The sequence below is a fragment of the Mergibacter septicus genome, assembly GCF_003265225.1.
GTDB classification, from domain to species: domain Bacteria; phylum Pseudomonadota; class Gammaproteobacteria; order Enterobacterales; family Pasteurellaceae; genus Mergibacter; species Mergibacter septicus.
In genome coordinates, this window is record NZ_CP022013.1 from 359,176 (window position 1) to 372,022 (window position 12,847).

13 protein-coding genes are annotated in these 12,847 nt (G+C 36.7%); 2 read left to right on the top strand and 11 right to left on the bottom strand.

Features of this window, described 5'->3' with window-relative positions:
• Window positions 1-83 precede the first annotated feature (83 nt).
• Window positions 84-668 carry a primosomal replication protein gene (gene priC / locus CEP47_RS01790; RefSeq protein WP_261919693.1) on the top strand — a complete coding sequence of 195 codons (585 nt, stop codon included), beginning with the start codon at window positions 84-86 and terminating at the stop codon, window positions 666-668.
• An 8-nt stretch (window positions 669-676) separates the two neighbouring features.
• On the opposite strand, the gene recN is transcribed toward priC, so the two are convergent.
• Together recN and CEP47_RS01800 are read right to left on the bottom strand one after the other, a co-directional pair.
• Window positions 677-2,353 (bottom strand): DNA repair protein RecN, encoded by a 1,677-nt coding sequence (recN, locus tag CEP47_RS01795; RefSeq protein ID WP_261919692.1) that lies wholly within the window; start codon window positions 2,351-2,353, stop codon window positions 677-679.
• A gap of 229 nt (window positions 2,354-2,582) precedes the next feature.
• A complete protein-coding gene (locus CEP47_RS01800) occupies window positions 2,583-3,503 on the bottom strand; it encodes an NAD(+) kinase (RefSeq protein WP_261919691.1) in 921 nt (306 codons plus the stop codon).
• 142 nt (window positions 3,504-3,645) lie between these two features.
• Here CEP47_RS01800 and grpE point away from each other — a divergent pair, with 142 nt between their 5' ends.
• Entirely contained in the window at window positions 3,646-4,263 is a 618-nt protein-coding gene (gene grpE / locus CEP47_RS01805; protein WP_261919690.1) for a nucleotide exchange factor GrpE, read from the top strand.
• A gap of 79 nt (window positions 4,264-4,342) precedes the next feature.
• Here grpE and CEP47_RS01810 read toward each other — a convergent pair whose 3' ends face one another.
• From CEP47_RS01810 to pgeF, 9 genes are all read right to left on the bottom strand, one after another.
• The gene (locus tag CEP47_RS01810; protein ID WP_261919689.1) at window positions 4,343-5,830 is read right to left on the bottom strand and encodes a surface lipoprotein assembly modifier; all 1,488 of its coding nucleotides are present in this window, start codon (window positions 5,828-5,830) and stop codon (window positions 4,343-4,345) included.
• A 277-nt stretch (window positions 5,831-6,107) separates the two neighbouring features.
• A complete protein-coding gene (locus CEP47_RS01815) occupies window positions 6,108-7,700 on the bottom strand; it encodes a hypothetical protein (RefSeq protein WP_261919688.1) in 1,593 nt (530 codons plus the stop codon).
• 193 nt (window positions 7,701-7,893) lie between these two features.
• The gene (gene srlR / locus CEP47_RS01820) at window positions 7,894-8,664 is read right to left on the bottom strand and encodes a glucitol operon DNA-binding transcriptional repressor SrlR (RefSeq protein ID WP_261921009.1); all 771 of its coding nucleotides are present in this window, start codon (window positions 8,662-8,664) and stop codon (window positions 7,894-7,896) included.
• A gap of 33 nt (window positions 8,665-8,697) precedes the next feature.
• The gene (gene gutM, locus CEP47_RS01825) at window positions 8,698-9,057 is read right to left on the bottom strand and encodes a transcriptional regulator GutM (protein ID WP_261919687.1); all 360 of its coding nucleotides are present in this window, start codon (window positions 9,055-9,057) and stop codon (window positions 8,698-8,700) included.
• Window positions 9,058-9,146: 89 nt separating this feature from the next.
• Window positions 9,147-9,935, bottom strand: coding sequence for a sorbitol-6-phosphate dehydrogenase (gene srlD, locus CEP47_RS01830; protein WP_261919686.1), 789 nt, complete (start codon window positions 9,933-9,935; stop codon window positions 9,147-9,149).
• A 17-nt stretch (window positions 9,936-9,952) separates the two neighbouring features.
• Window positions 9,953-10,315, bottom strand: a complete 363-nt coding sequence (locus CEP47_RS01835) for a PTS glucitol/sorbitol transporter subunit IIA (protein WP_261919685.1) — start codon at window positions 10,313-10,315, stop codon at window positions 9,953-9,955.
• A gap of 18 nt (window positions 10,316-10,333) precedes the next feature.
• Window positions 10,334-11,311, bottom strand: a complete 978-nt coding sequence (srlE, locus tag CEP47_RS01840) for a PTS glucitol/sorbitol transporter subunit IIB (protein WP_261919684.1) — start codon at window positions 11,309-11,311, stop codon at window positions 10,334-10,336.
• Window positions 11,312-11,322: 11 nt separating this feature from the next.
• Window positions 11,323-11,871, bottom strand: coding sequence for a PTS glucitol/sorbitol transporter subunit IIC (srlA, locus tag CEP47_RS01845; protein ID WP_261919683.1), 549 nt, complete (start codon window positions 11,869-11,871; stop codon window positions 11,323-11,325).
• Window positions 11,872-12,085: 214 nt separating this feature from the next.
• Entirely contained in the window at window positions 12,086-12,838 is a 753-nt protein-coding gene (gene pgeF, locus CEP47_RS01850) for a peptidoglycan editing factor PgeF (protein WP_261919682.1), read from the bottom strand.
• Window positions 12,839-12,847: the final 9 nt, after the last annotated feature.

Consider the following 12,847-nt stretch of genomic DNA (forward strand, 5'->3'; position numbering starts at 1 on the left):
GATTAGCTATATTTTACCTGATCCTTTATCATCTAGCAGGCTGAAATTAAGTAAACCAAATATTAATGGATAGAGTTAGATTAATGCCACAATCAAAGAATCAATTAATCGCACAATTATTATTACAGGTAAAGACCTTTACGCAAAAGTTAGGGCTATCAGATAGTCAGTTATCCCAACCCATAGAACTTGAATGCCAAGCTACTTATTTTACTGAAAATGGCTTAACATTAGCTGAGTATTTACAACAAATAACTAGCAGTATTTATCAGCTAGAACAGATAGAAGATCTTGAGTTTTTGTCGTTTCAAACTGAACGGATCTATACTCAATTTAGAATTTTGTATGATGCTATCCATTCTAGACAAGCCTTATATGTCAATCATCATAAAAAGAAGTCTAAACCGTCAAACAAGGATAAATTTTCCATTCACCAGTTACCACCTAAGCAACGTTTGCCTTTATATTATGACGCTTTACAAGCGTTGAATCAGAAAATCTACCATTTAGAAGATCTTGCCTTTCAAGCCCAAAATCTGGCTGATAAAGAGCATTATCAACAGCAGATCACCATTACATTACAACGTAAGCAACGTTGCCAAGATGCGATTGATAATTTAGAAGAATTTCTTGCATTTCAGCAACAACAAGCAAAAGTTAGCAAATAAGATTTGCTTTATACCGCTAATTCAAGCATTTCTTGAGCATTAGCAAGTGTATTTTGTGTGATCTTACTTCCGCCGAGTAAGCGAGCTAACTCTTTCACCCTTTCAGCATTAGATAAACATTTCATTTTGGTTTCTGTTTGATTGTCTTTTGAATATTTTTCTACCAGATAATGTTGATGCCCGTGAGATGCAACCTGTGGTAAGTGGGTAACACATAAGACTTGGCATTGTTCCCCAAGTTTGCGTAATAATTTACCAACAATATTAGCGGTTGCACCACTAATACCAACATCAATTTCATCAAAAATTAATGTTGGAATTGATTGTTTGCCAGAGGTTAAAACTTGTAATACTAAGGCAATACGAGATAATTCACCACCAGAGGCAGTTTTTGTGAGGGATTGGCTCTCTTGTCCTAGATTGCTACGCAACATAAATTGCACTTGATCGATCCCGCTAGAACTGATTTGCTGATTATTTGATGTGATTTGAATGCTAAATTCGGCATTTTCCATCGCTAACAGTTTGATATGTTCGGTAACACTTTTAGCCAAAGTGATCGCCCCTTGTTGACGTTTATTGGATAACTGCTGGGCTAAGTGGGCTAAATTGTCAGCAATCTGTTTTTCTGTTACCAATAAACTTTCTTCCCCTTCAGAGAATGAGGCTAAACCTACAAGCTCACGGCGTAATTGTTGGTGGTATTGTGGTAATTCATCTGGGGTAATTTGATGTTTTTTCGCTAATTGCATTGCTTGTCGCATTCGTTGCTCGGTTTCAGCTAGCAATGCGGGATCTTGTTCAATCTTATCGACTAAGTGTTCAACACTATTTACCGCTTCTTGCACATTAATTAATGCTGCTTCAATTAATTCGTGGATCTCAGCATAACGATGATCTAACTCGGTTAAGTCAGCAATATATTGACAGGTTTTATTTAACATACTATCAATATTCGCCATTTCATTATCATTTAATAGTTGTAATACCGCTTGAGCCCCTGTTGTCAACGCTTCACTATTCGCTAAACGGCGTTGAGTTTCTTCTAACTCCTGAAATTCACCAACTTGAAAATTAAATTCGTCTAGCTCTTGGACTTGATATTGTAGCAACTGTTTTTTCGCTTCATTATTGGCACAGGTTTGCCGAAATGCTTCCAGTTCAGCTGTAACCTTTTTCCATTGGCGGAATTGTTGCTGTAATTCTTCGACTAAGGTTTGATTATGGCAGTAATGATCCAAAAGATTTAATTGATAATCTGTCTTTAAGAGTTGTTGCGATGCGTGTTGCCCACTAATGTTGACTAATAATTGCCCTAATTCACGTAATTGGGTAACAGTAACAGGTTGATTATTAATGAAGGCTTTTGAACGCCCATCTAAATTGATGGTACGGCGTAAAATACATTCATCTGGGGTATCGTTATCATCTAATTCGTGATCTGCTAGCCATTGTTTTGCGTTTAAATTATCTTTTAACAAGAAAGTTGCACTCACATCAGCTCTGGATTGTCCTTGGCGGATCATACTCACCTCAGTACGTTGCCCTAAACATAATCCTAAGGCATCAATCGCAATTGATTTTCCAGCCCCTGTTTCCCCAGTAATTACCGACATACCTTGTTCTAATTCAAGATTGAATTGATGCACGATAGCAAAATTATTGATTCGTAATTGAGATAACATAAACAACCCCTCTTTCAGATACTGTATAAAAAATTAGTATATACTGTTTTTTTATACAGTAAAGTATTTTTTAACCGTTTTGTGAAGAAATTGATTGATTATTATTCCTCGTTATAAATAGGAAAGAACAACTGCTTTTATGGTTGGTAATGAGGGTATTATTGTTATGCTTTGCGATAAAAAAGGTATCTCAATGATACCTTTTGTTATCTTTTGCTATTTTGAGTAATTAAAATTGTTTTTTTAACCAGCCGAGTTTGGTTCTTAATACTTTATAGTAATTGTAATCGGTTAAATGTAATAACCGCATTTTTTGTTTACTTTTTTGCACCACCACGACATCATCACAACCAAACGGCAGTCTTAATTGGCTATCACAACTCACTTCAAGCTGTGGTTGGTTATATTCTGCAAAGCGAAAGGTAACTTTACTTTCTCCGTCAATTACCAGTGGGCGAGATGATAAGGTATGCGGAAACATTGGTACTAACGCCATTGCATTCAGTTGCGGTGTTAAAATAGGGCCACCAGCCGAAAGAGAATAGGCGGTTGAACCTGTTGGCGTGGCAACGATAAAGCCGTCCGAACGTTGTGAAAATGCGAACTTATCATCAATATAGACTTGAAAATCAATCATATGGGCAATTTTAGCAGGGTGAATTACTACTTCATTAATAGCGTGATTGCTTGCAACGATAGTGCCGTTACGTTCAATTTTTGCTTCAAGTAAAAAACGTTCTTCAATAAAAAATTCACCTTTTTCCAAACAAGCGTGTAGTTGTTGGTAGGCGTTATCGGGATCAATATCGGTGAGAAAACCAAGATTGCCACGGTTAATTCCAATTAAGGCGGTGTTGTATTTTGACAGGGTACGAGCTTTTCCTAGCATATTGCCATCACCACCAATCACAATGGCTAATTCAGCCCGTTGCCCAATTTCATCGAGGGTGGCAATTTGTGCTTGTGTCAATCCAAGTGCCTTACCAACGTCAGGCTCGACCAAAACTTGGTAGCCATATTCTTGTAACCAATCGACAAGATTTTTATGCATTTGTAAGGTGGTATCGTAACGTGGACGCCCTACAATGCCGATAGTTTGAAAAGAACGGTGTAATTTTTCAATAACTTGCGATGAAGAAAGTATCGCCATAATAATTCCGTGAACTTGAATTGTGTAAGTTGAACCTTATATTAGCATAACTCGTTAATGGGCGGAAAACTAATCGCTATCAATAGCGAGTAGGTTGGTTTTTTGTTAAACTAGCACCGAAAAAACTTATTGGGAGTAAATTATGACTGAACAAAAATCTCAAGCAGAAAATCTTGCGACAGAAGAAGAAAAGCTAACTACTGACAGCGTTGAGGTTGAAACAACCGCTACAACCGAAGAAAAGGTAGAAAAAACAGCGGAACAAGTAGAGGGAGATGCTTTAGAAGAAGCGATTGCTCGAGTACAAGAACTTGAAGCAGAATTAGTGGAAGCGAACAAAAAAGAACAAGATCTATTGTTACGCACTAGAGCCGAAATTGATAATATTCGCCGCCGTACCGAGCAAGATATTGAAAAAGCACATAAATTTGCTTTAGAAAAATTTGCAAAAGAGATTTTAACGGTAATAGATAACTTAGAAAGAGCATTATCAACACAAACCACCAGCGAAGATGAAAGCATTAAAGCGATGTTTGAAGGGGTGGATTTAACCTTAAAACATTTATTAGCCACCGTTGCTAAATTTGGAATTGAAGCGGTTGGTGCTGAAGGGGAAACTTTTAATCCTGAATTGCATCAAGCTATCTCAATGCAACCTGCTGAAGGGTTTAGTGCGAATCAAATCACAACGGTATTGCAAAAAGGTTACTTGCTTAACGGGCGTGTTATCCGCCCTGCAATGGTAATGGTAGCGGCATAATATCGTTGTTGAACCATTTTATCCATTAGGCATTACCAGTTAAAAAAGAAGGAAAGCATTTGCTTTCCTTCTTTTTTGATTAAAAACTTCTTTCTAAACTAAAGAAGACACTGAATTTATCATAGCTATTAAAGACAACATTCGATTTATTTTTAATATATTGCAGATTCAAGGTTGGGTATAAACCGAAAATTTTAAAATCTTTTTTACTCAGACTTGAATACAACCCATATATTTTATCTTTTCTATTTTGATCGATTAACACATATTTCCCTTTATAGCGTTTATCGGCAAAAGATAGATCTGTTTTGAAAAAGAGTTGATAAGGTAAATTCACCCCAATACCAGCGTTGATTTCTCGTCTAATATATTCATTGACCGCATAAATAGAGTGTTGGTTTAAATATTTCACCCCACCACGCAGATAAAAGTTATCAAAGAAATAATACAGATTATCTTTTAATTCATAATAATAGCCATTGAGATATTGGCGATATTGATAATTTTGTCGTGCATATTCAAGGCTAAAATTATTTTTTATTCGAGTGGTAGGACTAAACCAAGTATTGAGTTGTACCCCTTTAGTGAGTAAATAACGGTGGTAGCTATCGGTTGGTATCGCCGTATTATCATAAATTTCACGATAAAAAGTCTGTTCAACAAAAGGTTTAAGACCAACACCACCCCAGCCATTTTCATATTCTAACCCTGTTTCAAAGCGAGCTGTGGCGTTACTGTATTTTTTCGCCGAAAAATATTCAACCCCATACAGATTAGTTGACAATAAAGCAGAAAGTTGCGGTGCTAGAATAAAATATTTACTCAACCCAGCACTATAATTTAGTCCAAAACTAGAAACACGTTTTTCAGATGAAAAGCCCCCTACGGCGACCACATCTTTCGGCACGCCATTAATATTTTTATCTTGATTAATGAAAAAACTAAAATAAGAATTTAATTTTTGTTTATTATCAATAATTTCTAGCAACTCTTTAATATTCGGATTGTCTTTGTCGCTAGTAGATAATGCTTCGATATTCTTTTTCACTTGGTAATAATTTTTATTACCTAACAAAATATATTGTTCTTGTAGAAAAAGAATATTAAACCCCGGCACTTGTTTTCTTAATACGGCAAAATAGTCTAAAGACGGTTTAAAATCCCGTTGGTCTGCCAAAATAATCGCTTTCGCCCAGATATAGAGCAAAATATCGTTTTTATTTTGTTTATCAATTTTAACGCTAAAGATAGGCAACAATACCTGTAACGATTTTGCGTCCATTCGTTTTGCTGCATCAGTTAACGCCACCTCTAACAACCCTTTATTTTCTTGCAGGCTTTTCAACGAAATTGAAATGGCTTGATGGGGCAAGTTTTTCAGTTTATTGACGGGAATTTGCTCCGCTTTATGGTCTTGAAAACGTTCTGCATCAGATAAGGTGGGTTGGATATCACGATTTTGAATATGAACGGGTTGGGTTTCTGCTTTCAGCGTGCTTTGAACGCTCAGGTATAACAGGCAAGAAGATAGCAGGACAAGCCCTTTTTTAGGTGGTAATAATTTCATTTTATATTCTCAGTTAATTGATTAAAAGCGATGAAAGAATAACTCAAATTGAGATTAGTTTACCGAATTTACTATCTTTATGCTATCTAAATATCACGCCATCGTTTGCAAACAGAGAGAAGAAAAATGCTGAATAATCCCTTTTGTCAACAGGCTTTTGGGTGGTGTGGTTAAGCCTAATTTAGCGAGATTACAAAGAATAAAAGCAAAAAAATACCAGCTTATATCGCTGGTATTTTTAAAGAAGTAAAAACGTCTATATTAAAGCAATCTATGCTTATTTAGCAGTTTCAGATGCAGAACCTGCATAAACTCCACCGATTTTGCCTTGAGCATCTCCACTGCTACTATCAGTATAAATAATACCACTGGTACCTTTTCCACCAGCTCCGTTTAATTGTCCATCAAATTTAAGTGATGAACTTTTCCAAGAGTCCATTGATGTAGGAGCTGTTGTAATTGTTACTGTACCTGAAAATGAGCTTTGTCCATTAGTGCTTGCATTTAATGTTAATTCTAAGTGGTTAGTATTATCATTTCCAATGTTAATTGTTCCAGTAAAACTATTGGCTGAAGTATTATATTTACCTGTAAAATCTCCTACATGATAGCTTCCTTGCTCATCAGTAGTTTTAGTCCAAATAATGGATTGTCCTTTATAGTCTAAGTTAGATGAAGGCATTGATGTAGATTTAACCCCAAAGGCTAATAATTCTTTACCGTTACTACCTAAGTAAGAATCACCACCAACATTGACTAAGAATTTAGGAGGATTTTTACCATTGGCATTTACGAAGTCATACATATTTTTGTTATCAGCTAAGTCGTTTGCTTCTATACTTCCATCCAAAGAAACTGTTACAGTTGTTTTTCCATTTTCTTGCTTGATTTTTACTTGGTGTTTATCAACAGTGGTAGAGTAATTCCTTTTGGAAAAATCTACACCATAACCTAAAACATAATCACCTTCACTACTTGCCGCTTTTTTAGCGTCTTCAACATTTTTATTTAAATCTGATAATAGTTTTTCAGCTTGGGTTTTGTCGATAAAAGATAAGCCATCGAGTTTTGGATCTTGTTTAGGTGCAGGATTATTAGTTGGAGGGAATGGTCTCCAATATTCTTGTCCATCATTACTTTCATAAGACTCAATTACTCGACCGTTATCATAAACTATTTTAGTTTTTCCATAGCTATCAGTGGTGCTAGAGACTGGTTTAGCACCCGGGACTTTAGGTAATTGATCTGCTGTTTTACCGTTTTCAAATCTTTTTTCTTCTACTTTCTTCTCTGGAGTAACTGCAGGTGCTGGAGTAGTTGTTGTAGCAGTAGCAGTTACTGTTGCAGGTTCAGTTGCTACTTCAGTCTCTGCAGCTTCAGCTGTTTCTACTGTAGGTTCTACCACAGAACGTTTGCCTCTGATACGACCCGGGCGTCTGTCTGGGAAGCTATGCGGTGTGCTCTCTACAACTGTCGCTGCGGCATCATCGCTATTTTCATTGACAGGCGTCTCTTGTCTAGCAATATCTTCATAACCGTAACCCTCATTGCCTTTTGAATCACCGTGTATAATTCTTCTTGATCTTGAATCTGGCGTTAAATGAACGTGGGTGATATTTTCTTCCGCTGTTGCTTTTTCTGTATTGCTAGCAGTGTCAATGGTGCTTTCAGCAGGAGTATCAACAGCGTTATCTGCTAAGCGAGCAGTTGAAGTGGTTGTTGAAGTATTTGATTGTGGCTTAGGATTGATAACAACGGTGTTATCTTTAGGTAAATTTGCGTGGCTACTACTACCACCGCCTGAACCGCCAGAACAACCAGTTAAGCCTAAAATAATTGATATGGTTAATGCCAATCCTGTCTTTTTCATTATAAAATCCCCGTGTGATTGAACTAAATATGGAGAAAATACGTCTTTTTTTCTCTCGTTTTTTTAAAAAATTCTTTTGTAAAAATAGATATTAAATTGTATTAATTATAATAATTTTAATCAAGCTATAATTAAAATTATCCAAAGCAAAAATAAGTGATTAGATGTAAAGAAATACCCTTATTTTTTTAAGTTATTTATTTTCAACAAGAATAATTTTAATTCCATTATTTAATAGTTGTTGATGGATATTATCACTAATCCTCGTATCGGTAATGATGGTGTTAATTTTATTTAGCGGGCAGACAATATTAGGACTTTTACGATTAAATTTTGATGAATCTGTGAGGAGAATAATTTGTTTTGCTGCTTTACACATTGATTTACTGACACCGTGTACCTCATTAAAGGTGGTAGAGCCGAGATGAACGTCAAAGCCATCGGCACCAATAAATAATTTATCAAAAGAAAATTGTTCAAAGGTTGATTCGGCTAAATTACCGTGAAAAGACCCCGATTTTGATCTAAAAGTGCCACCACACATTAGTAATGAATAATTTTTATTTAAATTGGCTAAGCTATTAATAATATGCAAGCTGTTGGTCATAATGGTAAGGCTTTCAAGAGCAGATAAAAATGGTACCATTTGGAGGACGGTACTGCCAGCGTCCATAATCATTGAATCGCCTTCATCAATTAATTGAACGGCTGCTTGAGCGATCTTCTTTTTTATTTGTAGATTAATATTGGTTTTATTGGTGAGTGGTAGGTCTAATTCATCATTGGTAACAGGTACAACACTGCCGTAAGTCCGTAGCACTTTTTGTTCGTTTTCTAAAATTGTTAAATCTTTCCGAATGGTTGCACCTGTTGTATTAAATAGGGTTGCTAAAGTATCAACTGGGGTTTTGCCATTAAGTAGAAGATAGTCCAAAATTGCTCGTTGCCTAGCATATGGTTTAATTTTCATAAAGTTGTTTCCTGCATAAGCGTTGCGTTATGTTACTTTTAAAGCCTCCCTAAGGGCTTGTTGACAAGCCAAATTTTTGGGAAAGATCTGACAAGGGTTTATCTCATCATAGTTTAATCCCTGTAATTGCGGTATTTTCTTAGGGCGAGAAAAAACAGTATATCCTTGCATTAATAATGAATTGATAACACGGTTATTTTGATCAAAAACAATAGCAATTATGACTTTAGGTTTAAATCGACAGGAATATCTGCCAATGCCAATTTTTCCTTGTGTAGATAAATGCCTAAATGCTCGATTAAAATTAGAAATTTGCCACCACCCTAAGAGGATTTGTAGCAACCATGCCATTATTGCAAGAAAAATGAGTACATTAATATTATTCATGATTTTCTAAGTATCGCATAAAGTAAAAGAAATTTGGTGAATTTCAAATATAAAATGAAAGAAACTCACCATTATTTGATCAAGATAAATTAAAACATAACTTGTCCACCAGTGATATTAATTGATTGCCCCGTGCAATATGAAGCTTGCTCGCTAGCATAAAATAATAAAACGTTTAAGACATCTTGGTAATCACAACCACGTTTTAGAGGGACTTTATCAATATAGGTTTGTTCTACTTGTTCTGGCTTGATCCCTAATTTTTTGGCATATTGAGGAATAAGTGATTGAAACATCGGTGATTTTAGTAAATTCCCTAACATTAATGAATGGACTGTAATGCCATATTCTGCAAGGTCTAGTGCCAGTGATTGCGTTAACCCAACGCCTGCAAATTTAGCTGCACTATAACCTGAATTATATTTGCTGCCGACTTTGCCAGATTTTGAGTTAATTTGGATAATACGTCCTTTTATGCCGTATTTAATCATTAATTTCGCAAACTCTCTTGCCGTTAGAAAATAGCCAGTTAAGTTTACTTTGACTGAGGTATTAAAGTCATTGAGTGCAAAATCGGTGATAGGTGATGCTTTAGCAAAACCTGCATTATAGACCAGTAAATCTACTCGCCCAAAGGTGAGATCGATATTGTTAGCTAAATCAATTACACTGTTTTCATCTGTGGCATCGACATAAAACCCTTGGGCTGCTTCTGGTCCGTAGTTTGAGCAAATGGTGGTTGCAATTTGTTTTGCATTATCTAGTTGCAGATCCGCTACTGCAACACGATAGCCTTGAGCGGCTAATCCTTGACAGAGAAAGGCACCTAGAGTTTGCCCACCGCCTATCACAACAGCTACTTTTTGTGTATTCATCATAGTATAACCTTTATATTTTATTTTGTTTTAAATGTTAAAGTTGAACCAACAGTTAATGATGGTATTTCTCCTGCACAATGAATTGCACCAGAGGTAATGGCGTTCTCCGCCTGATCAAAACAAATGGTAAGATGCCCTAATTCTTTCAAATTGAAAGATGCTATATTACCTACCGCAGTAATTTGATAGGCGTGTTGATCGATCACCAACCAATCTCCAACTTCAATATTTTGGCTTAATTCACCGTGGCGATGAAGAAAACAATAATCAGCAAGGTCAGGTGGTACTTGTTCGTTAAACGTAATAAACATTTTTTCGGATAAAGCATCTTGTGCGAAACGACCGATTTGGGTTATCTGGGTTTGATAGAAAATTGTCATACTGTTACCTCAGAGATTTTAGTAAATAAAGGCAGAAACAAACCACGCTAATAAGACGGTTGGTGCACCAGTTAAGAAACGCCCGACTAGCACTGAGGGGACACCGACTCTTACGGTATCTTGTTTTGCTTCAGCCATAGAGAGTCCAACAGGGATAAAATCACAAGCCGCTTGGGAATTGATGGCGAATAATGCTGGCAATGCTAATTGTGGTGGAATGTTGCCTAACCCTATTTGTACGCCGACTAAAACGCCTATTACTTGAGCAATCACTGCCCCCGGACCGAGAAATGGCGATAAGAAAGGAAAGGAACAGATTAATGCGAGAAGGACTAAACCAATAGGATTACTAGCAAGAGGTGTTAAACCGTGAGCAATCCAATTACCTAGACCAGAAGCAATGATAATACCGATTAAGGCAGACACAAATGCCATAAAAGGTAAGATCGTTTTTAAGACGGTATCAATAGTATCTCTGCCAGCTTGAAAGAAAACAGCGACAATAGATCCCATTCCTAGTCCTATTTTGGCTAGTAATCCGTCAGATTGCTCACTGATTTTTTGCTGTGTATTGTACTCTTGTTGTAGTGTTGATGGCTTGGCTTGAGGAGCTGAACTTGGTACTTCTTGTTCAATTAAGCGAATGTTTTCAACATTCACACCAGAAACATAGATCGATTCAGTGATGAACTGTGCGAGTGGTCCTGATTTTCCAGTAGCGTGAATATTGATAGTAGGAATTTGACGTTTTGGATATAGTCCACAACGTAGTGTGCCGCCACAATCAATCACCGCAATACCAATTTCTTCTATTGGTGGTTCACCATTTTTAAATCCATCTACTGCTTGCCAGCCTGTTAATTCGACAAGTTTATCTACTATGCTAGGTTTACTTCCTGCGGTCATATAGAGAATTTTTTTGTTAGGTGCTATTTCAAGGGTTAATGGACCACCCCAACCAGATTGACCTTTTTCAATATAAAGTTTTGATGCCATAACGCTATCTCCTATAAATGAACGGTATTATCTAATTTGATATTCATACGTTTTTCAAAAAACGAGGTTGTAAAGTCAGTAATTAACCCTCGAAAGAAATTACTAATTACACCCACTAATAGATAACTCACTGCTAAAGGTGCAAGAGGTAACCCTAAGCTAGTGAGACCATTTGCAATGCCGAGATAGACAAAAAGCTCACCCGGATTAATGTGTGGAAATAAACCATTCATTGAATGACAGCTATATGATGCTGCCGCATAATAACTTGGTTTATATTTTTCAGGTAGAAAACGACCTAGGCTTAATGTCATTGGATTACAAAAGACAAAAGTACCTAATACTGGCAAGATTAAATAGCGAGAGATCGGGTTGCCAGCACTTTTTTGTGCTAGGCGTTCAATACGACTTTGCCCGATAAATTTGATTACAGCATTCATTACAACCAATAGTGAGATGAGTAAAGGTAAAATCCCCGTTACCATACTTACAAATACTTCACCACCTTTTTGGAATAGTCCAATAAACCATTCTGCACCGTGAGTAATTATTTCAATCATAGAAGCACCTCATATAGGATTTACTGTTTGGATATAAACGACCATTGATGATCGTTAGGGGTAATTATATCTATTTTAAAATATAAAACTTTTAACTTGATCACAAAATGAAATATTTTTATTTCATTTTGAAAATTTTTTGGCGTGATTAGAACTTTATAGGAGAAAAGGAGTTGATAGAAGGGAAGTAAAACTGAGAAATAGACTAAAGCATTTAACTTGTAAACCAAATTAAACTAGCCATACGCCCAGTTTGTTTTTCTCGGCGGTAAGAGTAGAACAGTTCTGGTTGGTGGTAAGTGCAGTATTCACCGCCATAAATTTGTTCGATGCCTAGATGATTAAGGCGTTGTTTGGCTAGTAGATAGAGATCGGCACGGAATTTTGGTGGATGGTGTGGTGGGGTTGGTTGCGGTTGAAAGGCGGCAATGGCTTGTTGATCTTGTTGGATAAATTGGTGCATCACTTCTTCTCCAACTTCAAAGGCTTTGGCACTGATTGCAGGTCCTAACCAAGCGATAATTTGAGAGGTAGGAGCAATAAATTTTTTTACTGTTTGTTCTAAAATCCCATTACATAATCCACGCCACCCAGCGTGTGCGGCTGCAATTTCTGTACCAGCTTGGTTGGTAAAGAGGACGGGTAAGCAGTCAGCTGTCATTACTAAACAGACTTGATTGGGGTGATTTGTGTAACTCGCATCAGCATCAATGTGATGTTGTGAATTGGGTAGTTCAATTACGTTGGTACTATGTATTTGGTTTAAAAATAGTGGTAAGTGGGGCAGTTGGTAGTGTTCTACTAAGTGTTGTCGGTTGGTGCTAACCGCAGTAGTTTGATCGCCAACGTGACTGGCAAGGTTAAAGCGATCAAAGGGTGGAGGGCTAACCCCAAGAGGATTGTGGCGAGTGGTTGTAAAGGCGTGAATATTTTTCGCTACTTTCCAATTTGGGGTAATGATCGACATAATTAACCT

What these genes read in the sequence shown, in the direction of transcription:
- srlA (WP_261919683.1), bottom strand. Translation starts at nt 11,871, where the DNA reads ATGATTGAAATAATTACTCACGGTGCAGAATGGTTTATTGGACTATTC.
- pgeF (WP_261919682.1), bottom strand. Translation starts at nt 12,838, where the DNA reads ATGTCGATCATTACCCCAAATTGGAAAGTAGCGAAAAATATTCACGCC.
- grpE (WP_261919690.1), top strand. Translation starts at nt 3,646, where the DNA reads ATGACTGAACAAAAATCTCAAGCAGAAAATCTTGCGACAGAAGAAGAA.
- CEP47_RS01835 (WP_261919685.1), bottom strand. Translation starts at nt 10,315, where the DNA reads ATGACAATTTTCTATCAAACCCAGATAACCCAAATCGGTCGTTTCGCA.
- CEP47_RS01815 (WP_261919688.1), bottom strand. Translation starts at nt 7,700, where the DNA reads ATGAAAAAGACAGGATTGGCATTAACCATATCAATTATTTTAGGCTTA.
- srlE (WP_261919684.1), bottom strand. Translation starts at nt 11,311, where the DNA reads ATGGCATCAAAACTTTATATTGAAAAAGGTCAATCTGGTTGGGGTGGT.
- CEP47_RS01810 (WP_261919689.1), bottom strand. Translation starts at nt 5,830, where the DNA reads ATGAAATTATTACCACCTAAAAAAGGGCTTGTCCTGCTATCTTCTTGC.
- recN (WP_261919692.1), bottom strand. Translation starts at nt 2,353, where the DNA reads ATGTTATCTCAATTACGAATCAATAATTTTGCTATCGTGCATCAATTC.
- priC (WP_261919693.1), top strand. Translation starts at nt 84, where the DNA reads ATGCCACAATCAAAGAATCAATTAATCGCACAATTATTATTACAGGTA.
- srlD (WP_261919686.1), bottom strand. Translation starts at nt 9,935, where the DNA reads ATGATGAATACACAAAAAGTAGCTGTTGTGATAGGCGGTGGGCAAACT.
- CEP47_RS01800 (WP_261919691.1), bottom strand. Translation starts at nt 3,503, where the DNA reads ATGGCGATACTTTCTTCATCGCAAGTTATTGAAAAATTACACCGTTCT.
- gutM (WP_261919687.1), bottom strand. Translation starts at nt 9,057, where the DNA reads ATGAATAATATTAATGTACTCATTTTTCTTGCAATAATGGCATGGTTG.